This is a genomic window from Acinetobacter sp. KB005 (genome assembly GCF_049949095.1).
Taxonomy (GTDB): Bacteria; Pseudomonadota; Gammaproteobacteria; order Pseudomonadales; family Moraxellaceae; genus Acinetobacter; species Acinetobacter calcoaceticus.
In genome coordinates this window covers 245,577-268,421 of the sequence record NZ_CP188191.1, presented here as the reverse complement: position 1 = coordinate 268,421, position 22,845 = coordinate 245,577, and the positions used below count along the sequence as shown (strand labels likewise).

The 22,845-nt window shown below is 38.5% G+C and carries 20 protein-coding genes; 11 read left to right on the top strand and 9 right to left on the bottom strand.

The genetic code is table 11. From position 1 onward, the window contains the following. The first annotated feature begins 25 nt into the window (after positions 1-25). The 7 genes from glnE (at position 26) to ACPF64_RS01265 (ending at position 8,294) form a co-directional block, all read left to right on the top strand. Positions 26-2,776 (top strand): bifunctional [glutamate--ammonia ligase]-adenylyl-L-tyrosine phosphorylase/[glutamate--ammonia-ligase] adenylyltransferase, encoded by a 2,751-nt coding sequence (gene glnE, locus ACPF64_RS01295; protein WP_426455288.1) that lies wholly within the window; start codon positions 26-28, stop codon positions 2,774-2,776. 24 nt (positions 2,777-2,800) lie between these two features. Continuing rightward, the gene (locus tag ACPF64_RS01290; RefSeq protein WP_151743457.1) at positions 2,801-3,727 is read left to right on the top strand and encodes a branched-chain amino acid transaminase; all 927 of its coding nucleotides are present in this window, start codon (positions 2,801-2,803) and stop codon (positions 3,725-3,727) included. 67 nt (positions 3,728-3,794) lie between these two features. Beyond that, the gene (locus ACPF64_RS01285; RefSeq protein ID WP_426455286.1) at positions 3,795-4,685 is read left to right on the top strand and encodes a mitochondrial fission ELM1 family protein; all 891 of its coding nucleotides are present in this window, start codon (positions 3,795-3,797) and stop codon (positions 4,683-4,685) included. 22 nt (positions 4,686-4,707) lie between these two features. Further along, a complete protein-coding gene (locus ACPF64_RS01280) occupies positions 4,708-5,736 on the top strand; it encodes a glycosyltransferase family protein (protein ID WP_426455284.1) in 1,029 nt (342 codons plus the stop codon). Beyond that, positions 5,733-6,488, top strand: coding sequence for a polysaccharide deacetylase family protein (locus ACPF64_RS01275; RefSeq protein ID WP_426455282.1), 756 nt, complete (start codon positions 5,733-5,735; stop codon positions 6,486-6,488). The genes ACPF64_RS01280 and ACPF64_RS01275 overlap by 4 nt, the downstream gene beginning before the upstream one ends. Beyond that, positions 6,485-7,252, top strand: a complete 768-nt coding sequence (locus ACPF64_RS01270; RefSeq protein ID WP_426455280.1) for a glycosyltransferase family 2 protein — start codon at positions 6,485-6,487, stop codon at positions 7,250-7,252. The genes ACPF64_RS01275 and ACPF64_RS01270 overlap by 4 nt, the downstream gene beginning before the upstream one ends. Before the next feature lie 7 nt (positions 7,253-7,259). Then, entirely contained in the window at positions 7,260-8,294 is a 1,035-nt protein-coding gene (locus ACPF64_RS01265) for a glycosyltransferase (protein WP_426455278.1), read from the top strand. Here ACPF64_RS01265 and ACPF64_RS01260 read toward each other — a convergent pair. The 4 genes from ACPF64_RS01260 to ACPF64_RS01245 form a co-directional block, all read right to left on the bottom strand. Continuing rightward, positions 8,291-9,184: a glucosamine inositolphosphorylceramide transferase family protein gene (locus ACPF64_RS01260; RefSeq protein WP_426455276.1), complete on the bottom strand. Its 894-nt coding sequence runs from the start codon at positions 9,182-9,184 to the stop codon at positions 8,291-8,293. The two genes, ACPF64_RS01265 and ACPF64_RS01260, sit on opposite strands and share 4 nt — an antisense overlap. A gap of 11 nt (positions 9,185-9,195) precedes the next feature. Next, entirely contained in the window at positions 9,196-10,020 is an 825-nt protein-coding gene (locus ACPF64_RS01255) for a glycosyltransferase family 25 protein (protein ID WP_198079398.1), read from the bottom strand. Between the two features lie 284 nt (positions 10,021-10,304). Then, positions 10,305-11,078, bottom strand: a complete 774-nt coding sequence (locus tag ACPF64_RS01250; RefSeq protein WP_426455273.1) for a glycosyltransferase family 32 protein — start codon at positions 11,076-11,078, stop codon at positions 10,305-10,307. 64 nt (positions 11,079-11,142) lie between these two features. Continuing rightward, entirely contained in the window at positions 11,143-11,358 is a 216-nt protein-coding gene (locus ACPF64_RS01245) for a hypothetical protein (protein WP_005036150.1), read from the bottom strand. A 204-nt stretch (positions 11,359-11,562) separates the two neighbouring features. Here ACPF64_RS01245 and ACPF64_RS01240 point away from each other — a divergent pair, with 204 nt between their 5' ends. Beyond that, on the top strand, positions 11,563-12,591 hold the full coding sequence (locus tag ACPF64_RS01240; RefSeq protein ID WP_426455271.1) for a stealth conserved region 3 domain-containing protein: 1,029 nt from the start codon (positions 11,563-11,565) through the stop codon (positions 12,589-12,591). Positions 12,592-12,656: 65 nt separating this feature from the next. On the opposite strand, the gene aspS is transcribed toward ACPF64_RS01240, so the two are convergent. Next, the gene (aspS, locus tag ACPF64_RS01235; protein WP_132071537.1) at positions 12,657-14,441 is read right to left on the bottom strand and encodes an aspartate--tRNA ligase; all 1,785 of its coding nucleotides are present in this window, start codon (positions 14,439-14,441) and stop codon (positions 12,657-12,659) included. 172 nt (positions 14,442-14,613) lie between these two features. Beyond that, on the bottom strand, positions 14,614-15,378 hold the full coding sequence (locus ACPF64_RS01230) for a DUF4184 family protein (protein WP_426455270.1): 765 nt from the start codon (positions 15,376-15,378) through the stop codon (positions 14,614-14,616). 137 nt (positions 15,379-15,515) lie between these two features. Here ACPF64_RS01230 and znuD point away from each other — a divergent pair, with 137 nt between their 5' ends. Together znuD and ACPF64_RS01220 are read left to right on the top strand one after the other, a co-directional pair. Next, entirely contained in the window at positions 15,516-17,561 is a 2,046-nt protein-coding gene (gene znuD, locus ACPF64_RS01225; RefSeq protein ID WP_426455269.1) for a zinc piracy TonB-dependent receptor ZnuD, read from the top strand. 75 nt (positions 17,562-17,636) lie between these two features. Further along, complete coding sequence (locus tag ACPF64_RS01220) at positions 17,637-19,100, top strand: phospholipase D family protein (protein WP_426455268.1); 1,464 nt, start codon at positions 17,637-17,639, stop codon at positions 19,098-19,100. Positions 19,101-19,315: 215 nt separating this feature from the next. Here the strand turns inward: ACPF64_RS01220 and ACPF64_RS01215 are convergent, their stop codons facing one another. After that, on the bottom strand, positions 19,316-19,762 hold the full coding sequence (locus ACPF64_RS01215) for a hypothetical protein (protein ID WP_004638883.1): 447 nt from the start codon (positions 19,760-19,762) through the stop codon (positions 19,316-19,318). A gap of 165 nt (positions 19,763-19,927) precedes the next feature. Between ACPF64_RS01215 and ACPF64_RS01210 the strand changes: the two genes are divergently transcribed. Beyond that, positions 19,928-20,317, top strand: a complete 390-nt coding sequence (locus ACPF64_RS01210) for an RcnB family protein (RefSeq protein ID WP_424608069.1) — start codon at positions 19,928-19,930, stop codon at positions 20,315-20,317. 48 nt (positions 20,318-20,365) lie between these two features. Here the strand turns inward: ACPF64_RS01210 and ACPF64_RS01205 are convergent, their stop codons facing one another. Together ACPF64_RS01205 and ACPF64_RS01200 are read right to left on the bottom strand one after the other, a co-directional pair. Beyond that, positions 20,366-20,848 (bottom strand): phosphate-starvation-inducible protein PsiE, encoded by a 483-nt coding sequence (locus tag ACPF64_RS01205; RefSeq protein WP_005036172.1) that lies wholly within the window; start codon positions 20,846-20,848, stop codon positions 20,366-20,368. Positions 20,849-20,968: 120 nt separating this feature from the next. Further along, a complete protein-coding gene (locus ACPF64_RS01200) occupies positions 20,969-22,750 on the bottom strand; it encodes an acyl-CoA dehydrogenase C-terminal domain-containing protein (protein WP_426455267.1) in 1,782 nt (593 codons plus the stop codon). Positions 22,751-22,845: the final 95 nt, after the last annotated feature.

The window sequence follows — 22,845 nt, the reverse complement described above, 5'->3', positions numbered from 1 at the left end:
GAGTACGAGGAAAAGAGCTTTTTATATGAATGCGGAGCAGTTACAAAAAACATTGCGTGCTAGTCAGTATGCGGAACAAGTTTTAGGCCTGCATCAGGCTGTTTTAGATCAAGATTACCAAATAGATCAATTTACTGCACCGCTCTCAACTGATCAAATTTATCAATTTGTACAAACCACATTAGATGGAATTGGTGATGAAACATCTTGGATGCGCGCACTTCGTATTTTGCGTGGTCGTTTAATGTTTCGCTGGATCTGGCAAGATGCCAATCAGCTTACCGATGTTGTCACACTCACTCGTGAACTTTCTGATTTTGCCGATGCCAGCATTTGCGCGGCAAAGGCTTTTGCACGTGTAGCACTCGTAGCGAAACATGGCGAACCTATAAGCTATTCAGGCAAAGTTCAAGATTTGATTGTAGTTGCCATGGGTAAGCTCGGTGCACAAGAGCTTAATCTCTCGAGCGATATTGATCTAATTTTTGCTTTTGATGAACAAGGCGAAACCAATGGTCGTAAATGCATTGATGTACAGCAGTTCTGTATTTTATGGGGACAAAAACTCATTTATTTGCTTGAGCACATTACCGCAGATGGTTTTGTGTTTCGAGTAGACATGCGCTTGCGTCCTTGGGGGGATGGCTCGGCATTGGCGATTAGTCATGCAGCTTTGGAAAAATATTTAAGTCAGCATGGTCGTGAATGGGAACGCTATGCATGGATTAAGGCACGTGTTGTAACTGGAGATAAAGAAGGGCAAGACTTGTTAGAAATGACACGTCCTTTTGTTTTTCGTCGTTATGTTGATTACACCGCCTTTGCTGCTATGCGCGATATGAAAGCGATGATTGAGCGTGAAGTTCTGCGCCGTCATATCGAGGATGATATTAAACTCGGTGCGGGTGGTATTCGCGAAATTGAATTTATTGTTCAGGTGTTCCAACTTATTTATGGCGGGTCTAAACGTGAGTTACAAGACCGCCAATGTTTAGTCAGTCTTGAGCACATTGGCGAAGCGGGTTTGTTAGAAAAACAAGCCGTTTTAGAATTAGAAGATGCCTATCTGTTTTTACGCCGCGTTGAACATGCAATTCAAGCCCTCAACGATCAGCAAACTCAGCTATTGCCAGAAGAAATTGACCTAAGACAACGCATTATAGATACCTTGGGCTTTGCGAGCTGGAATGAATTTATTGATGTTCTTAACGAGAAACGTCAAAAAGTTAAAGTTCAATTTAAGCAATTGATTGAAGATACAAGTTCAAATGCTGCAACTGAAAACTTTGGACAGTTAGAGCAGCAGTTAGATGAAGTGTTGGACGACAATGCAAAAAATCTGATTCATGAATTCTGGCACGGTCACGCACTCAAAAAATTACCTTCAAATGCTGTCCAGCGTTTAAAAACATTCTGGCCTCATCTAATTGAAGTGATCTTACAGTCTGAACAACCTCAAACTGCACTTTTACGTTTAATGCCGCTGATTGAATCGGTTATGCGCCGGACAGTGTACTTAGTCATGCTGATTGAAAGTAAAGGGGCATTACAACGCTTAGTGAAAATGGCGACCGTAAGTCCATGGATTTGTGAAGAGCTAACGCAATATCCAGTACTGCTTGATGAATTTTTATCGATGGACTTTGAGTTGCCAAAACGCAAAGACTTAGAAGACTCTTTACGTCAGCAGTTACTTCGCATTGAAATTGATCAGGTTGAAGATCAAATGCGAGCACTTCGCCTGTTTAAAAAGAGCAATGTACTCACTGTCGCTGCAAGCGATGTGTTAGCTGAAAGCCCGCTAATGAAAGTATCTGATGCGTTAACCGATATTGCTGAAGTCAGTGTAAACGCAACCCTCCATTTAGCTTATCAGACTGTAGCAAAGCGTCATGGTTATCCACGTGATGTCGATGGGAAACGTTGCTCTCTCGACTACAAAGCCTTTGCTGTCATTGGTTATGGCAAGGTAGGTGGCATTGAGCTTGGCTATGGTTCTGACTTGGATCTTGTCTTTATTCATTATCTAGATGAACAAGCCGATACGGATGGAACGAAGTCTATTACTGGCTTTGAGTTTGCGATGCGTGTTGCTCAAAAATTTATGTCGCTCATGACCACTCAAACGCTTGATGGTCGTGTCTATGAAATTGACACGCGATTAAGACCCTCAGGTGAGGCGGGTTTGTTAGTGACAAGTCTTAAGGCCTACGAACACTATCAGTTGAAAAGTGCATGGCTTTGGGAGCATCAGGCACTCGTTCGTGCACGCTCTATTGCTGGCGATGAGGTGCTTTGCCAGAAATTTGAAATATTTCGCCGCGAGATATTGACTCAATCTAGAGATGAGGCTTATGTTCGTGAAGAAGTGTTGAAAATGCGTCAGAAAATGAAAGACCACCTAGGTTCGTCTTCTGAACAAAAAAAACATGGTATTTTTCATTTAAAACAGGACGCAGGTGGTATCGTCGATATCGAATTTATGGCACAGTATGCTGTACTTGCATGGAGCGGGACGAAACCCGATCTCGCCCATTATTCTGATAATGTAAGAATATTAGAAGATGCTGCTAAAGCAGACTGCTTATCCAGTGAAGATGCCACAGCATTAATTCGAGCCTATCTTAGTGAACGTGCCGAAAGCCACCGTTTAGCCCTTGCAAATCAATCCATGCAAGTCAGCGCAGCGGACTGGCGTAGTACCCGTGCGGTCGTTTGCAATTTATGGCAAAGATTAATAGACCCAACCGCCTCGGTTGAGTTGGATAGTGAATGATTTTATAACAATTTGGAGTGTTCCATGAATTTGGCTGATCGTGATGGTTTTATTTGGCAAGATGGAAAATTAATTGATTGGCGTGATGCAAAGATTCACGTTTTAACCCATACATTACACTACAGTATGGGCGTATTTGAGGGTGTTCGTGCTTATGAAACGCCTAAAGGTACTGCTATTTTCCGTCTTCAAGACCACACAAAACGTTTGTTAAATTCAGCAAAAATTTATCAAATGAAAGTGCCGTATGATCAAGCCACGCTTGAACAAGCACAAATCGATGTTGTTCGTGAAAATAAATTAGCTTCTTGCTATTTACGTCCATTAATCTGGATCGGTTCAGAAAAACTTGGTATTGCAGCAACAAATAACACCATTCATGCCGCAGTTGCAGCATGGGCGTGGGGCGCATACCTTGGTGATGAAGCAATGGCGAATGGTATTCGTGTTAAAACTTCATCATTTACTCACCATCATCCAAACGTGACGATGTGTAAAGCAAAAGCATCTGGTAACTACACGTTGTCAATTCTTGCTCACCAAGAAGTTGCACATTCTGGTTACGACGAAGCAATGTTAATGGACCCACAAGGTTATGTATGCCAAGGTTCAGGTGAAAACGTATTCTTAATTAAAGATGGCGTTTTACACACTCCAGATATCGCTGGTGGTGCGCTTGATGGCATTACACGTCAAACAGTAATGACGATTGCTAGAGATCTTGGTTATCAAGTTGTTGAGCGTCGTATTACACGTGATGAATTCTACATTGCAGATGAAGCATTCTTTACTGGTACTGCTGCGGAAGTAACACCAATTCGTGAATACGATGACCGTCCAATTGGTTCAGGTGGCCGTGGCCCAATTACTACTGAAATTCAAAAGACTTACTTTGATGCAGTTCAAGGTAGAAATCCGAAATATGAACACTGGTTAACTTACGTAAAATAAGTTAATCCGTTAACATAAAAAGGCGAACTTTGGTTTCGCCTTTTTATTTTTGGCTTATGGAGCTTTTATGCATATTGTCTATGTCTCTGATGGTAAGGCAGGACATCGCTCACAAGCATTAGGCTTGTTTCAGGCGATGCAAAGACAACAGGCAGATACAACTTTTGAAGAGATCCTCATTTCTGATTTACCTATTATTTCTTTAATTCAGGTACTTTTCTCTTCAAAAAACTCCTTATTTCAACAAGCCCCCGATTTTATATTTGGAGTGGGCAGTCACACTCATTTTCGGGTCTGGTTACTCGGTAAAATTTTTAGAAAAGCTAAAACTATTATTTTGATGAAGCCTAACTTACCTGTGGTTTGCTTTGATTATGCTGTTATTCCAGAACATGACGGTATTCATTCCGATAGCCATGTGATTGTCACGCGTGGTGCACTCAATCCAATTCGTAATGAAAACCGCCATCAAACAGCCAGAATTTTAATAGCCTTAGGTGGCTCATCTAAACGACATCAATGGAACCAAGATAAAGTATTAAGCAGTGTTCAAAAAATTGTTGAGAATAATCCAGACTCTGAAATTATTTTGACAACTTCACGCCGCACGCCAGCAGAATTTATCGATACTTTAAGACAGCAAAGCTTTGCCCAGCATTTACACATATTTCCGGTTGAGCAAACACCTCAAGGCTGGATTTTTGAAGAAATGCAAAAAGCAGAAGCTGTTTGGGTGACAGAAGATAGCGTATCTATGATTTTTGAGGCACTTACTGCGGGTTGTCGAGTAGGGGTAATGGCAATGGACCGTTTGAAAGACGACCGCATTACCTACTCAGTTGATCAAATGTTAGAATCAAAGTTAATTTCACAGCAGACTTGTGTTGTACAGTTACCACAACCTTATGCTTTTAAAGAAGCAGACCGTGTGGCAACATACCTTTTAGCGAAAAATTAAATTTTTTATTTTGAGTAAATAAATGAAAATATTGCATATTGCGAATTTTGGCTTTAATAAACAAGGCGCCCATTTTTACTGCACAGACCGTAAAATTTCTGCCGGATTAATTGAAAATGGCCATTTCGTTTATGACTTTAGTTTTCGTGACATGGCTCGGATGGGAACCATTTTTAAAACAAAAAAACTGGGTGCCAGTTGGGCCAATAAAGAAGTACTAAAAGTCGTTAATAATATTGAACCTGATCTGGTACTCATCGGACATAGTGATTTAATGAGTCCAGATGTTTTAAAACAGATTAAAGAATCTTATCCAAATACTAAAATTGCATTTTGGTATGTTGACCCGCTTTATCTCGAAAGCAAACTCGATTTCGTAAAAGCATTTTCGCCTTACCTAGATGCTATTTTCTGCACAACAGGTGGCGAATATCTACAAAAATTAAAGCAGCCTCATTTAAGCGTCGCCTATTTGCCAAATGTTGGTCACCGTAATGTAGAGACGCTACAACAATTTTCAAACGCTAACACAGACAAGACTTTTATTTTCTGTGGCGTGGTTTATAAAGAACCTGAGCGTGAGAAGTTCTTAAAAGATTTGGCAGATGCATTGAAACAAGGCCATGTGAACTATCAATATTATGGTTGCTTTGAACAGCCGGGTGTTTACGGTAAAGGTTATTATAAAGTTTTGTCTGAGACAAAAATGGGACTCAATTACTCACGTCGTAATGATGTAACCTTGTATAGTTCTGATCGTATTGTACAACTGACCGGTAATGGTTTACTCACCTTTAGCCCAAGAATTCCTGGCTTTGAAAAACTCTACACTGAGCAGGAAGTAGTTTACTTTGATGATCAGTTCGACTTGGCCAAAAAGATACAATTCTTTGATCAGAATCCAGAGCAAGCTGAAAAAATAGCGAAAGAGGGATGGGAGAAAACACGCAAATCTTTCAATGCTAAGCGTATCACCCAATTTATGGTTGAAGTGACATTTAAGCAGCCCCTTTCAGAAAATTATGAATGGTCACATGAGGTTTATGCATGATGTGGTTTTTGTACGTTGCGGTAGGCCTACTAGCACTTGCTGCACTGTTATATGTGCTGGGTAATTATACTTTCTGGCTTCCGTTTCGTTCGAGCAAACTACCACGTATTGTCATGCTGCATCAGGTGACCCCTAAAGATGCGGCCTCTGGCATGAATATGCCTCCTGAAAAGTTTGAACAACTCTTACAGTTGTTGACGCGTAAAAGAGCTACTTTTTGCTTTGTCTCTGAGCTTGAACAATATCGTGGTCAAAAGAACGTTGTTGCTTTAAGTTTTGATGATGGATTTATGGATAATTATCTATATGCCTATCCGTTACTTAAAAAATATAATGCAAAGGCAACCATTTATTTGGCTACGCAAATTGAAGGAATCGAAAAGCTAACTCATGAGCAAATACATGAAATGGTAAGTTCTGGTTTCATAGAGTTTGGTGCGCATACCCAACATCATGTGAACTTACTTAAGCTTGATGATCAAACTGCTTACGATGAAATGCTTCAGTCTAAACGTGATGTTGAAGCATTAGTTGGGAAGTGCCCAAGCTTTGCTTATCCGTTTGGTCGATTTAACGAAAAGCACCAGAAAATGGCGCAAGAGATTGGCTTTAAAAACGCCGTATCAACTCGTAAAAAAATCGAAGCGTACGAAGCGGTTAATCAATTTAATATTCCACGTGTCAGCACGCATGGAGCCATGAATGCTTTACAGATGCGTATCGCCCTTGCTAAAGGACGTTATAAGTTATGAATAAAATTCCATGTAGTGTCTATGTTGTCACTTTAAATTGTGGTGCTTGGTTAGAGCGAACTTTGCAAAGTGTCAGTGATTTTGATGAAGTCATTATTTTAGACTCTGGCAGTACTGACAATACTTATGAAATTGCACAGCGCTTTGAAAATACGCAAATCTCTCATCAAGATTGGCAAGGTTATGCTGGGCAAAAAAGTTTGGCTTTAGCAAAATGCCGAAATGATTGGGTACTCAATCTAGATGGTGATGAAGTCTTATCTAACGAGTTAAAACAAGAAATTGTTGAGACTATTCAACAGAATAAGCTTGATGCATTAATCACACCCATTAATGATGTGTTCTTAGGTGTTCCCAACAGCAAACATACTAAAAAGCATGCAAAAGTGCGTTTTTTTCGCAAGCCTAAAGGGCATTACGATCTTGCCAATAAAGTCCATGAAAATGTGATTGTGGATGGTGAATCTCAGCGCGCTCAACATGATATTTATCATTATGGCGAGTCGAGCATTTTTGTTAAAGTCGAAAAAAATAATCAATATTCCAACCTCAAAGCACTAGAGAAATACCAAAAAGGAAAGTCTCCAAGCGTTGCAAAATTGGTTTTGGTAATGCCAGTGACTTTCATGAAGTCTTATTTTATTCGCCGTAGTTTCTTAAATGGTTGGCGTGGTTTCGTAAATAGTATGATTAACGCGTTTTATGCTTTTCTAAAAGAAGCCAAACTATTTGAACAGACCATGAATAAAGATAAAAATAAGTAGGCAAACTATGAAAATTGTTCAGGTGTTGGCAACGAGTGGTGGAATTGGAGGATTAGAGCAGCATACTTTTAATTTGGTTAATGAGCTTGCTTTGAACCATGAAGTGCACGTGATTGCACATCCTTGCTATGTAGACAAGTTTAGCCAACAGGTACATTTTCATGCTGTCGACTTTGCTCGTAGTCGTTGGAATATCTTTTTACTTTGGCAACTTAAAAATCTGATCCAGCAAATTCAACCTGCTATTGTTCATGCACAAGCAGGAAAGGCGGCTGAGCTGATTGCCCGAATTAAGCCATTTTTATCTGGCCCTAAATTTGTAACGACGGTACACGGTACTAAAAAGAATAAATCTGCCTATTTAGCCGGCGATGCGGTTATTGCGGTGAGCCAAGCACTAACACAAGGGATTCCCGAGTCGAAAGCACACGTAGTTTACAATGGGGTTTATCCTCAACCTGCTCTTACAGCTGAAAATAAAGAAAAATTACTTCAATCGATTCAAAAAGATTTTGCTGAGCTAGACCCTAGCAAAAAAGTTGTCATGTGTATTGGACGTCTAGAACCAGTAAAAAATATCAGTTTATTGATTGAGTCGATGCAACAGATTGATGCCAATTTATGGATTGTAGGTGATGGTTCACTTCGAGCAAGTTTAGAAAAACAAGTCAGTGAACTGAATATGCAAAATCGGGTTGCTTTTCTTGGCTTTAGAACTGATGCTCGAGATTTGGTTCAGTTGGCAGATGTTGTAGTTTTATCTTCTGACCGTGAAGGTTTTCCGTTAGTGATGGTAGAAGCTTTACAGGCCGATAAAGCTATGGCTTCAACTAAAGTGAATGGTGTGATCGAGTGGCTGCCAGAACAATATCTAGCAGAAATTGGAGAGGCAGAGGGCCTAGCAAGTGCAATTCAAGCTGCACTTAAGCCAGATGCACAAAATGACTTTAGCCCTCTGTATGAAAAAGCCAAAGCTGAACTAACTGTGCCAGCCATGGCCGAGCAGACGCTTAATATTTATAAGCAGCTGTTGAAAACTTAATTATTTTTTGGCGTAAGGCGGATGGCATCAAGTACCACGAAGTTATCTTCGACATTAATGGTATGGCAACCGTCATCTGCTGCATTCCAGTCTGGTAAAACCACTTCTAGTAATTTTTCTTCATAGGCTGTTGGGCTAAGCTGAGTAATCGCTTTTAATTCGATATTGCCGCCATAACGTTTTAAAGAATCTTGGCTTGGTCGAACCAGTTGTCCTTTATAAATAAAAGGTTTGCCTGCCATACGGAATTGCTGACTGCCTCGGCACACTGGATTCATCGAGTGCTCTTGCCATTGAGGATTCAAAATATCTTCGGTAAAGAATAGATCTAAACGGTCACCAAACTTCTTACAATCACGACGTGTTGAAGTAAAAAGATACCATAAGCCTTCATGATAAAAAGGTGTACTGTCGACTGCTTCGATATTCTCGATTAGATTCGAATGCTTTTCCCATTTCAGTGGAAACTCAGTACATTTCCAAAGCTCAATGGTTTTATTAGCAGAAGTCTCAGGAATCATGTACCAAGTTTCTTCTACTTTAAATACACAAGGATAAGAAAGGTGATAGTCGAGTTTTAAAATAGTCTCAGGCTGTGTGTAGGTGCCATCCTTAAAGACTTCTAAAAAAGACAGAAAGCCGACAGGATGCTGATCATCGACTTCTTCAAAAAAAATGAAATGACGGTCATTTTCATAAGCATAAAAGCTATCTGCAAATGTAAACTTTTTAGGGGAATGGATCTCAAAAAGAGAATGTAATTGCTCAAGTGTTGTAAAGGGTTGTTCTAACCAGCCGAAACGCATATACCAATGAGAGTCAAAAGATTTTGCTTTTTTTGCTTGTTGGTATTTGTACCATTTTTTTTGAAGACTGCGAGTGATTAACATCTAAGTACCTGCTAGCTGCCCGTTTTATGTGATTGTGTAGAGTTTAGGAAAAATGCTAATCGAATAATTTTTTTGAAAATGAATAGAGATATAATTCGAGAAATTAAATCATTTCTCATTTTGTTAAAGTTCTTTTTAAAACGATTTGGTTTTTTCATGTACGTTTTTCTATCTGATGCAATATGACTTTGCATCTCATCATCATGTTCAAAGCAATAATAAAAGGGCGTTGAAACATCGCCTGCTAATAAATACTTCCAGTCATCAATGTAAGTCAATTTCTGAATTTGCTTGCAAACAAAATTTTTGGCTGTTTCTGTAGTTAAAGAATAAGCATATGTGGCAGTATATAGGTCTTTGGGCCCAGTCATATTGAAGTAAAGTTCATCATTACTTATATAACCTCTTATACGTCGTCTAGAAGGTTCAGAGTGCCCTCCTAAGAATGCGAATGAAGGATTGGTTTCTAATAGAGAATGCAGCTTCTTCTGTATATGTTTAGTTTGAAAAATCACATCATCTTCAATGATAATAATACGGTCATATGCTTGATAATCACCTTGAGCTAGGCGTTGCCAAATAATCATATGACTTAACCAGCATCCTAGTTCACTTGGCCCTAGTTCATGATCACATAAGCCAGCAAATTGACGACTTAAATTTAGAAAAGTTAAATATTCTTGAGGAAGTTTTTTTCCATAAATAGCATCGAAAAATTCAAAGTCAATTTTTATATCAGGAATAATCGATTGTAAATCTTGATGTTGCTGTTTGATTTTTTCTTGACGTTCATTACTTCCTTGCAAAGAGACGCATAGAATAAGAATCTTTTTCATGTTTCAACTAACTTGATACAATACATTCTAGATATTCTATCTTGCTATGCTCATTGTTGATAGCCTTGCGATATCATAGAAAACTCTCATTTAGGCAACAATCTGAGTAACATTTTAGATTTTGCATATCATAACTAATTCAATAATATTCTGGGTGGAAAAATTATTGGAAAATAGTGAGCTGTATCATCAAATGGCTACCGCTAGTAATCCTTATGGAGATGGTACAGCTAGTGTTAAAATAAAAAAAATTCTGTTAGATAAATATAATTATACAATATAAATTATTTCAATTTATATTGTATAAAATAGCGAATAAGTTTAAATAAATCTTTAATTTTAATGTGAGTAGCTAGAGTTTTTAGAAAATCTTTACTGTGAGTAATATTTTCTAAAGATTCTAACTGTTCATTAAAATATATCTCTGATGCATTCTCTTTATAACTTTTTGTTTTATCGGGCAGCCAAGATCCATAAAAATGATGTGTAGCAAAGTTTTTAGGTAAGTCTAGGCAAAAGTGCGTTGATGGATATACATGAATTGTATTTATAGAGTCGTTCCCGACTTGCAGGGTATTGTCCATTGGATCAATAAAAAACTTTTCTCTTAATATTTCTGATACTGAAAATGTATTGGTATTTTCTTTAATTGTATAAATCCGATGTTCATAATATTCTAAGATGGTTTTTGTTAGGCTATGATTTGGTATTGCTCCCCAAACAGCAGTAAAAGGTGAACCTTTACCTTCAAAACCTGTAAAAGCCTCATGCTCTAGAAAAATATCTAGATTTTCTTTTAGTTCTACATCTGTATCTAAATATATTCCGCCCAAGTTGTGTAAAGCATATGCTCTAACATAGTCAGAAACATAAGCATATTTTTTTTCATTATAGGCCGATAAGGTAAAAGGATGACTTTTTATATCAAAAGATTCCTCATTCCATAATTTTATTTCGTAATTAGGGCAAAATAATTTCCATGACTCCATGTATTTAAGAAGTTGCTCAGGAATTTTATTAGGACCAAACCAGCAATAATGTATTATGCGCGGAATCATATATAATCTTTTTCGTATTTCAAATTAATGTCTATAAGTAAAAATGTATTTATTTATACAATTTTTATTTATCAGTATTTCCTTTTAAAACCATATAAATCAGCGCAACAAAAATAAGCAATGCACCTGCTAAGCTACTTACGCAGAAATAAAGAATACGTTGATTTGTATTGATGTTAAATAATTCATTTGCAAGGATATAGCGCATGAAAAACCATTGCGCAAGAGAGAATACAATTACGATTAAAGCATGTCGACGTACATCAGGGCGCATTGCCATAATGAATCACCAAGGGAGAAAAAGTGGAGGTATTATGCCATTTGCCCACTCTCATCTCAATAGAGCCTTAATTGAGTAAAATTGTGTAGAAAAACTAAAATTATGAATAAATTGTGAATTTTTATTAACATTAATAAACTTTGAGGTCCATTTTTTATCTGAAATTTTCTAGTAAATTTCTGTACTTATTTGGATATATGTTTAATGCAGCCTGTTGATTTTGTAATGATTTGGGTGGATTCAACCGATACGAAATGGCAGCAACAATACATATATTATAAATCCAAAGAAACTAAAACAAAGGTAGTTGAACTTGTTGATCAATGCCGGTATCGCGACTGGAATAATCTTCATTACTGGTTTCGATCTGTTGAGAAATATTGTCCGTGGGTCAGAAAGATCCATCTGGTGACTTGTGGTCATTTCCCTGAATTTTTAGTCAAAAATCATCCTAAGTTAAATTTGGTCACACACGATCAAATCATGGAACCAAATTGTTTACCGACATTTAACTCACATGCCATTGAAATCAATATTCATAAAATTGAGGGATTAGCAGAGCATTTTGTCTATTTTAATGATGATACCTTTATCAATAGACCTTTAGAGCCAGAGTTCTTTTTTAAAAATGGTTTACCTTGTGATGGTGTGCGTTTACAGCCACTCATGGTAGTAGGTGAAGAGAACTTTTTAGGCGCAGTTGCTTTGACTGATGTTGCAATTATTAATAAACATTTTGATAAGCGAAAATTATTTCATAAAAATCCTTATGCTCTTTTTAATTATCGCTATTCTATGAGCAGTAATTTGGGGAATTTTTTAAGTTTATATAATCGAAAATTCTCAAGCTTTTATAGTACTCATTTGCCTCAACCATTTTTGAAGTCAGTTTTTGAAGAAGTGTGGAAAACTGAAGAGGCTTACTTAAAAGAAGTATCAAGTCATCGGTTTAGACAGCCTTTAGATGTTAACCAATATCTTTTCCGATTATGGCAATTATGCTCAGGTCGCTTTTATCCTGTAAATATACTTGAACGTGGTCAAAACTTTAACTTAAGGCTACAAAATCTTCCTGAAATTAATAATGTTATTAAGAATGAAAGGCTTCCACAGATTTGCCTAAATGACGATGAACACGTGGTCGATTTTGAAAAGCTTAAAACAGAAATTATTCAAATTTTTGATCAGAAATTTAAAAAGCTCTCAAGTTTTGAAAAAGAAATATCTCATTAAAATTTGAAAATTACTCAATAAAAAACCCTGCATAAGCAGGGTTTTTTAATTTGAAAATCTAAAAATTATTTAGTTTCTTCAGCTTTTGGCTTTTCACGTAAGCGGATGCCCAAGTCACGAAGCTGATTTGCTTCAACAGGAGCAGGTGCTTGAGTAAGTGGGCATTCAGCAGTCTTAGTTTTAGGGAATGCAATAACGTCACGAATTGAAGTCGCGCCAGTCATTAACATCACTAAACGGTCAAGACCAAATGCCAAACCACCGTGAGGAGGAGCACCATAACGAAGCGCATTTAATAAGAAGCTGAATTTCTCTTCTGCTTCTTCATCAGAAATACCAAGCGCTTCAAAAATCGCTTTTTGCATTTCTAATGTATAAATACGAAGTGAACCACCACCAACTTCAGTACCGTTCAATACCATGTCGTAAGCAACAGAAAGTGCTTCACCTGGATTGCTCTTCACTTCTTCTACGCTTGATTTTGGTAGCGTGAATGGATGGTGAACAGAAGTCCATTTGCCATCATCAGTTTCTTCAAACATTGGGAAGTCAACAACCCAAAGTGGAGCCCACTCACAAGTTGCAAGATTCAAATCATGGCCAATCTTCACACGAAGCGCGCCCATTGCATCATTTACAACTTTAGCTTTATCTGCACCGAAGAATACGATATCGCCATCTTGCGCACCAACACGTGCCAACAGTTCAAGTACGATCGGCTCAATGAATTTCACGATTGGAGATTGAAGACCTTCAATTCCTTTGGCGAGTTCATTAACTTTGATGTAAGCCAAACCTTTTGCACCATAGATGCCAACGAATTTGGTGTATTCATCGATTGCACTACGTGGCAATGACGCTGCACCTGGAACACGTAAAGCAACAATACGACCTTTAGGATCTTTTGCAGGACCCGCAAATACTTTGAACTCTACTTCTTGCATTAAGTCTGCAACATCGACGAGTTTCAACGGAATACGCATATCAGGTTTGTCTGATGCATAGTCACGCATTGCATCTGCGTAAGTCATACGTTGGAATTTATCGAATTTAACGCCAAGAAGTTCATCGAACATCTTCACAGTTAGGACTTCCATTAAGTCCATAATGTCATCGTCACTCATGAACGATGTTTCAACGTCGATTTGAGTAAATTCTGGTTGACGATCAGCACGTAAGTCTTCGTCACGGAAACATTTCGCGATTTGGTAGTAACGATCAATACCACCCACCATCAACAATTGTTTGAATAATTGTGGTGATTGTGGAAGTGCATAGAAACTGCCATTTTGTACACGACTTGGTACTAAGTAGTCACGCGCACCTTCAGGTGTGGCACGTGTCAAAATAGGTGTTTCAACGTCTAAGAAACCATTGTCTTCGAAATAATTACGAATAAGATTGGTTAATTTAGAACGGAAGCGTAAACGATCCAACATTTCAGGACGACGAATATCTAAGAAACGATATTTCAAACGAATTTCTTCAGAAATATTGGTATTTTCATCATTTAACGGGAATGGAGGTGTTTCTGAAGCGGCAAGAACTTCGATGTCTTTACCTAAAACTTCAATTTGACCACTCACCATATTGGCATTTTCAGTACCTTCATAACGGCGACGAACACGACCTGTAATTTTTAATACATATTCAGAACGTGCTTTATCTGCAGTTGCAAATGCTTCTGGAGTATCTGGGTCAATAACCACTTGAACGAGACCATCACGGTCACGCATATCAAGGAAAATAACACCGCCATGGTCACGGCGACGATGTACCCAACCGCATAGTGTAACGGTTTGGTCGATTTGGGCTTCAGTTAAAGAGCCACAGTAATGAGTTCGCATCATAATGAAGATTATCCAAACTATATTGGCTGAAAAGACGGATGCGTAAACCGCGCACCGTCAAAAAAAAATAAGTTTTCGATTATGCCTTGTTGCATGGTTTGTCACAAGAAGTAGATCAAAAAACCGCAGAAATTAACCTGAAAATGAGCAATTTGGCAGCAAGTTTCCTGATTCATCCCATTCTTTGTTGCCGATCTAAAAACAAGAATAATAAGCATCCTAAGCTAAAGGTGCTTAACCAGCCCTGCATAAACTCATTAATCGAACGGCCTGTAAAATAATAGGTGTCGGCGTGCCAAACCTCATGAGGAATGTAGCGAGCATAATCCCAAAAAGAAAATAAACCCAAGAGCGTAGATAGAATAAATAAAGACCATGCAAAAATTTTAATTTTTCTACTTACTTTCCAATGCTGTTTATAGCGCTGGTAATAGTGAAGGCACATCCAAGCGAGAAAAGGTAAAGCAAGAGCAGAAGAGCCTAGTTGCAAAAGACGATGTAATGGATATGGACGTCCAAAAAGATGAACTGTTGTCGCTAATACATCTTTAAATACAAAGGTCCGAAAGTCTGCATGCGTTAAACCATCCCAAATCAGATGAGTCGCTATACCGATGATGAGTGCAAATATGATTCCAATAAAAAATATAGAAATACGTTTTAAAGAATTGAGCGCAAGATCATGTTGCACACCAAAAAAACGGTACACCACTGGACGATAAAGAAAATACCAAACTGCACAAAAGACGAGACCTAATGTAAGGTTGGGATAGATCAGGCCTTTCCATTGGTGAGTCAGCATGCTGGCATGAACTGTAAATAAGCGGTAAAGATCGGGTGTCATACTCCCAATTGCTAACGCAGCAATTGGTAAAGTATTTTGGCTAAGCTTGGAAAGAGGAGGGGCTATAACGGCATGAGAGATTGTAAAAGGCATTAGAAATCAAAAATTACTCACATCATTCAAACGACCAGTCTAACGAATCGTCTAATTAAAAATGTTTTTTATTGCAAAACAAATGAAATGTTATAGTATAACAAAAATAAAACATATCGTGATTCGGGACACATCCAATGCAGTTTTATAAAAATATTTTGACCTTATCCATTTTAGCTGTCATATCCGTTCCTTCGTTTGCAGCAGAAAGTGAAAATGTTGAAAAGTTAGAAACTATTCGAATTAAGGCTCATCCACTTGAGCAAACTTCACAAGATTTTGCAGTTGCAGATACTGTTGTTGACCAAAAGCATTTATCGCAAGGTGCCGCCACCATTGGGGATGCACTTAGTAGTGAAGTAGGAATTTACGCTAATCAGTTTGGGGCTGGTTCGAGTCGTCCAGTCATTCGGGGACAAGATGGGCCACGCGTTAAAGTACTTCAAAATTCATCAGAAAATATTGATGTCTCAACCTTATCTCCTGACCATGCGGTAACTGTAGATCCTGTTCTTGCAAAACAAGTCGAAGTGATTCGAGGTCCTTCAACTTTACTGTTTGGTGCTGGAACTGTGGGCGGTTTAGTTAACGTTATTGATAACAAGATCCCTACGCAAATGCCTGAAAACGGTTATGAAGGACAAGTTGGCTTACGTTACAACACTGGAAGTGATGAAAAACTGGCGAGTGCTGGTGTAACTGTTGGCTTGGGTAGTCAAGTGGCTTTACGTGTTGAGGGGTTAACACGTGATGCGAATAACTACATTGCGCCAAATTATATTCATGAAGGTGAAAAAGAGCGTCGTGTAGACAATACTTTTGCTCAGGGTGATTCAGTTAACATTGGATTGTCTTGGATTTATGACCGTGGTTATACAGGTATTTCTTATAGCAACCGTCGAGACCAATATGGTTTGCCTGGGCATAGTCATGAATATGAAACCTGCCATATTCATGATCTGAGCTTGCATTGTGGAGACCATGAGCATGAAGATGGTGAAGAAGCTCATGATCATGAACATGGCGGCCCATGGATTGATTTAAAATCTGAGCGTTATGATTTTAAAACTGAGTTAAATGATCCATTTGCAGGCTTCCAAAAGTTACGTGCTCAAGCAAGCTATACCGACTATCAGCATGATGAAATTGAAGAAGGCGCGATTGCTACCCGATTCCAAAACAAAGGCTATGACGGCCGTATTGAGTTAGTACATAACCCTATTGCTGATTGGGAAGGGGTCATTGGCGCGCAGTTAGGCCAGCAAAAATTAGATTTGACTGGCGAAGAAGCTTTTATGGCGCCGACCACTACCAAAAAGTGGAGCGTATTTGCCTTAGAACATAAACAATGGAAAGACGTACATTTTGAGCTTTCTGCACGTGCAGATCAGCAAGAAATTGATGTAGACGATAACTCAAAACAAGATTTTGATGGTTCTGCCTTTTCTTATGCTGGTGCTGCGAACTGGGAGTTTGCGCCAAACTATAAACTTTCTTTTGTAGCCTCTCATCAAGAACGTTTACCTTTAGCTCAAGAGTTATATGCAAATGGTGGGCATTTTGCGACGAATACTTATGAGTTAGGGAACGATCAGCTCAGTAAGGAAAAATCGAATAACGTTGAGTTAGGTTTGCATTTTGATAATGACAAACTTGATTACCATCTTCATGTTTACCATAACTGGTTTGATGATTATATCTATGCGCAAACCCTTGACCGCTATAAAGACTTCCGTTTAGTTCAATACACCCAAGATAAAGCACGTTTCTATGGTGCAGAGGGTGAAATTGGTTATCAAATTACCCCAATGTACAAGATCAGTGCTTTTGGTGACTATGTGCGCGGTAAAATTGATGCTGAAGGAAATGCACCACGTATTCCAGCTGGACGTTTAGGTACTAAAGTCGACGCAGATTTTGGTGATGGTTTTAGTGGTTCTGCTGAGTATTATCATGTCTTTAACCAAGACAAGATCGCAGCTTACGAGACCGAAACTGAAGGCTATAATATGCTCAATCTTGGTGTGGCATATTCAGGGCAATATGCTGCAAAAACGGATTATCGTGTGTACTTAAAAGCGAACAATTTGTTAGATGACACGGTTTATCAACATGCTTCGTTCTTATCAAATATTCCACAAGTTGGACGCAATTTTACAGTAGGTATTGATTTTAGTTTTTAAGGCTTTAACACGAAACTAAACTTGAAAAATCAATCTAAAAGACCTAACTTGAAGCTATCAAGTTAGGTCTTTTTTATGCGTATTTTTCAACGAATTCATCAAAAAATAAATTGGTCAGGGCGTCGTTATATGGCGATATTACTTTGCGTTGTTGCTATTGCATATATTGCATCGGCAATTTACCACACAGTAAAACCATTGCCACAAGGGATTAACTTTAGTGGCAAGCTTAGACATGCCGATGTCAAATTTTTAGCAGATAAAACCTACCTTGATGCAAAAGGGCAACAACAGGTTGATCAGCATATCTTTAATGAAATCTTGAAAATGATTGATGAGGCCAAAACCACGATTGTGATGGATATGTTTTTGTTTAATTCAGAAGTTGGCGATTCAAAAATAAAGCAAAGACCTCTCATGCAAGAGTTAACCGATGCATTGGTAAGTAAAAAAAGACAAAATCGCCAAATTCAGATTGTAATGATTACTGACCCGATTAATTCGGTCTATGGGGGCTTAAACCCTGAAAATTACCGTCAGTTACGTCAAGCGGGTGTTGATGTGATTGAAACCAATTTAGGCCCTTTACGTGCGTCTAACCCATTCTGGTCAGGTTTATGGTACATCTGCTGTCAGAATGTTGGAAATAATCCTGAAAAAGGCTGGTTACCAAATCCGTTCGGTGATGAAAAAATTACACTGCGTAGCTATTTAAACTTATTTAACTTTAAGGCAAATCACCGTAAAACCGTGGTCGTTGATACCGATGCTGGCTGGAAATCACTTGTAACTTCTGCAAACCCACATGATGGTAGTTCTAGACACTCAAATGTTGCATTGGTTGTAACGGGAGCCACAGCAGCTGATGTTCTACAAACTGAAGCGGCGGTTGCACGAATGTCAGGCAGTAGTTCTCCATCGCTCATTTTAGGTGATTTTGAAAAAGACGTAACCAAACCTCAAGTCCAAGTCTTAACTGAAGGGGCGATTTATCAATCTGTATTAAAATTGATTAACTCAGCTAAGCCTAAAGAGCACCTTGATTTAAGTATGTTCTATTTATCTGAACGCAAGATTATTCAGGCTCTAAAAAGTGCTCAAGATAGAGGGGTTATTGTCCGAGTTCTACTTGATCCAAATAAAGATGCATTTGGCCGACAAAAGAATGGTATTCCAAACCGTCAGGTTGCGTCCGAATTACATGCGGCAGGCATTCCAATCCGTTGGTGTGATACGCATGGCGAGCAGAACCATAGCAAAATGATATTAAAATATAACGCTCAGCAAGCTGAGTTGATTGTAGGATCGGCCAATTTTACAGCCCGTAATTTAAAAAATTATAACCTTGAAACTGACATGCTGGTTATGGGCAAAGTTCAAGATCTAGTCTTTAAAGATGCTCAAAATTACTTCAATACATCGTGGTCAAACCTGCAAGGCAGACAGATGAGCGTGGACTATGCGAAGTATGCAGATGAGTCTAAAGTGAAGTATTGGATTTATCGTTTTATGGAATGGTCAGGATTGTCGACTTTCTAATGACCATCCTTGGGATTTTCCAGAAAATGGCAAGGTGATTGGCGACATGGATGTCGCCGTTTCACTGTGTTGCAGGGAAGCAACATCAGTGAAACAAAGGTTTTTGTCACTTTTGACCTTTCAAAAGTGAGGCATTAGCCTATACAAAAGAAATTAGAACATCACTGTAAGTAAAGGCTGTGCCACAAGAGCGATAAAATTAAATAAGATGATTTTTAAGGCGCTGGCGGAATCAATTGATCCAAAGTCTTATCATCTAACTTTTCCAATTCACTCAAATCAGTCTTAATTTTCCACTGTGACTCATCATCAACAGGATTTGGTAAACGTGCCTCAAGCCAATCACAGACCACATCTGGAGAAAACTCTGGATGATTACATTGAATAATCCACGATAAAAAATCTTTTGCTTCACCATTCATATACGGAGGTGGAGAAACAGGAAAGAATAAGGTCGGTAGGCGTTCGTTTGTTGATAGGTAGTTTAAAACATGCCCTAACTCTTGAACTGTTTGCCATGCAAGTGGGTGTTCTACATCAATACTGAACTTAAACCACCAAGCGTGTTCGCCATCTGCTCCATTCGCCATGATACGTGCTTCTTGCACACTTGGAACTTTGCAGAAAAACTGATGAAGACGTTCAAAACTGATTTCAGACACAGCAATTGACCTAGCTAGAAAAAAGCTAATGTTAGCATAGATACAGATTCTTCATATTTTCTTTATAGTCATTACAAACCTTAGCAATGTTATCTGTTTTATTCATGGTTTCTCCTTGACTGTCTTCTAATCTAGCTTCATATCAAGATTAAAAGGAAATAGGGCATGAAAAAGCCAATCGTTCTTGTACTTTCGACGTTAATGTTAGGTATATCAGCTACCGCGATGGCCGATACAAATCATCGTTGGGATAATAACCATGGTAGAGACCATGACCGATATGAACATCGTGATCGTGATGACCGTCGCCACGATTATCGTAATGATCATCGGGCTCCAAACTGGTCAAATGCCGATCGTGGTAAGCACTATGGTCGATATGTAGCATTTAAACGCGGTGATCGTATTCCTGCGGAATACCGTAATAGTCGCTATTATGTTTCGGACTGGAGATCGCATCGTTTGTATGAGCCGCCACGTGGATACCGTTGGGTTAAAACGCCTAACCAATATTTACTCGTAGACTCGAAACATCAAATTTATCGTGTTCGTTAATTTTGAAATATAGAATATATAAATGGCCTCAATCTTGAGGCCATTTTTTTATGCTAATTCATCATCTTGAGGCTGAGGAGGCTTTAAGGTTGTGGGTGTTTTCGCATGCTTTTCTTTCATCACTGACGGATAATTCCAAGATGCAAAACGAACAACCAAGATAGAAAGAGCTAAAATAAGAATTGAGCCTGTAATAATGACTTGGTCCATATCCGCTTTATGGTCATGTTGGATATCTGAAATGAGTAGACGGGTTAATGCCGTAATCGCAACATAAATAAGAAAGCGTACAGGCATATGATTGGTTTTAAAGTAAATCCCAACCATTGCTCCAAGCTCTAAGTATATAAATAATAATAAAATATCATCAATTGAAGCATACTTTTTGACTGTCAAAATTTCAAAAACAGTATTGGCAGCGGACCACGCCACCATACAGCCAATAATAAACAGGGCTAAATAATGAAAAGCTTCAACGGCATAATGACCAAATCGGTCCAGAATACGCTCATACTTTTTGGGATCAGGCATAGTAAAATCTTTTGTTTGCTTCGTAATGTTTAGAAATTAAACAAATTTCATGCCAATTGAAATAGTAGATACAAAATAAAAAACGCCTGATTTTTCAGGCGTTTTTTATAAAGAACTTAATTAAGCTTGGTTCGTAAAGTAATCTTCACTAAAGCCCATAATTAAGTCAGACCCTGCTTTGATTTTAGCAATACGCGCATCAATATCTGGCAAGATACGTTCAACAAAGTATTGAGCTAAAGCAAGTTTGTTTTGATAGAAATCACCAGATTTATCTTTGGCAGCAGCAGCAATCTTCGCAAACATATAAGCGAAGCTGAGTAAACCAACTGCATGTAAGTAATCAACAGCAGCAGAGTTCGGGAAGTCTACATTTTCAGCAGCTTGTTCGATAATAAACTGAGTAATAGCTTCAATTTCAGTTGCAGCATCTAAAGTTGCATCTTTAATAAAGTTCAAATCTGTGTCTAAGTCATTTGCAAAGTCACGAATTTCAGTGATGTATTCAGCAATGAACGCACCGCCACATTTAATGGTTTTACGACCAATTAAATCTTGAGATTGAACGCCGTTTGTTCCTTCGTAAATTTGAGCAATACGAAGATCACGGATACATTGTTCCATACCCCATTCACGAATATAACCGTGACCACCGAACACCATTTGAGCATCTAAAGTTGCTTGGAATGCTGTATCGGTCAGGTAAGCTTTAGCAATTGGCGTTAAAAGCGCAACGCGATTGTTGGCTTTTTTCACTGCTTCGGCATCAGTTGAGAATTTAGTGATATCGAGCTGTTGACCTACATAGACTGCAAATGCACGTGATGCTTCATTGTTTGCACGTACATTCAATAACATACGACGCACGTCACCATGTACCAAAATGCTATCTGCTGGTTTGTTTAGTGATTGAACACCTAAAGCACTACGGCCTTGTAAGCGGTCAGTCGCATATTGAGCTGCATTTTGATATGCAAACTCAGATGCACCTAAACCTTGAATACCCATAGATAAACGTTCGTAGTTCATCATGACAAACATGGCAGCAAGACCTTCGTTTTCTTTACCAACGAGGTAACCTTTTGCTCCATCAAAGTTCATCACACAAGTTGCAGATGCTTTAATCCCCATTTTATGTTCGATAGAACCTGGACCAACTAGGTTGCGTTCACCTAATGAACCATCTTCATTAACAAAGTACTTAGGTACGATGAACAAAGAAATACCACGTGAACCAGCAGGTGCATCTGGAGTTTTCGCAAGTACCAAGTGAATGATGTTTTCTGCTAAATCGTTATCACCACCAGTGATGAAGATTTTAGTACCTGTAATGTTATAAGTACCATCTTCATTAGGTTCAGCTTTAGTTTTGATAATACCTAAGTCGGTACCTGCATGTGGTTCTGTCAAACACATAGTGCCTGACCATTCGCCTGAGTAAATCTTAGGTAAGTAAGTTTCTTTTTGTTCTTGAGATGCATAGCTGCTTAAAGCCATGCCTGCACCCACAGAAAGAAGCGGGTAGAGCATAAATGATGGGTTAGTAGCAAATAACATTTCATCAGAAAGAACGGTGAGCATTTTTGGCATGCCTTGACCGCCCCATTCTTCGTCAGCCCCTAAGCCAATCCAACCACCTTCTGCATATTGACGGAATGCATCTTTAAAACCAGCTGGTGTGAACACCTCGCCGTTTTCATAGCGAGCGCCTTCTTCATCACCGGTACGGTTTAATGGATGAGTCACGTTCTGAGCAAATTTAGCCATTTCTTCTAAAATTGCTTCAGCAGTTGCAGCATCTACATGAGCGAGTTTCTCATTAGACTGCCAAAATTGTTCTGCTTTGAATACATCATTTAAGATGAATTTCATATCAGCTAAAGGAGCATTGTAAATTGGCATAATCGTTCACCTTTTTTGTGCACATTGGCCTGTGCTAGATATCCTGTTAAACGAAATGGATATGGAATTTAAAGTGTAAATTTATCATTGATTTT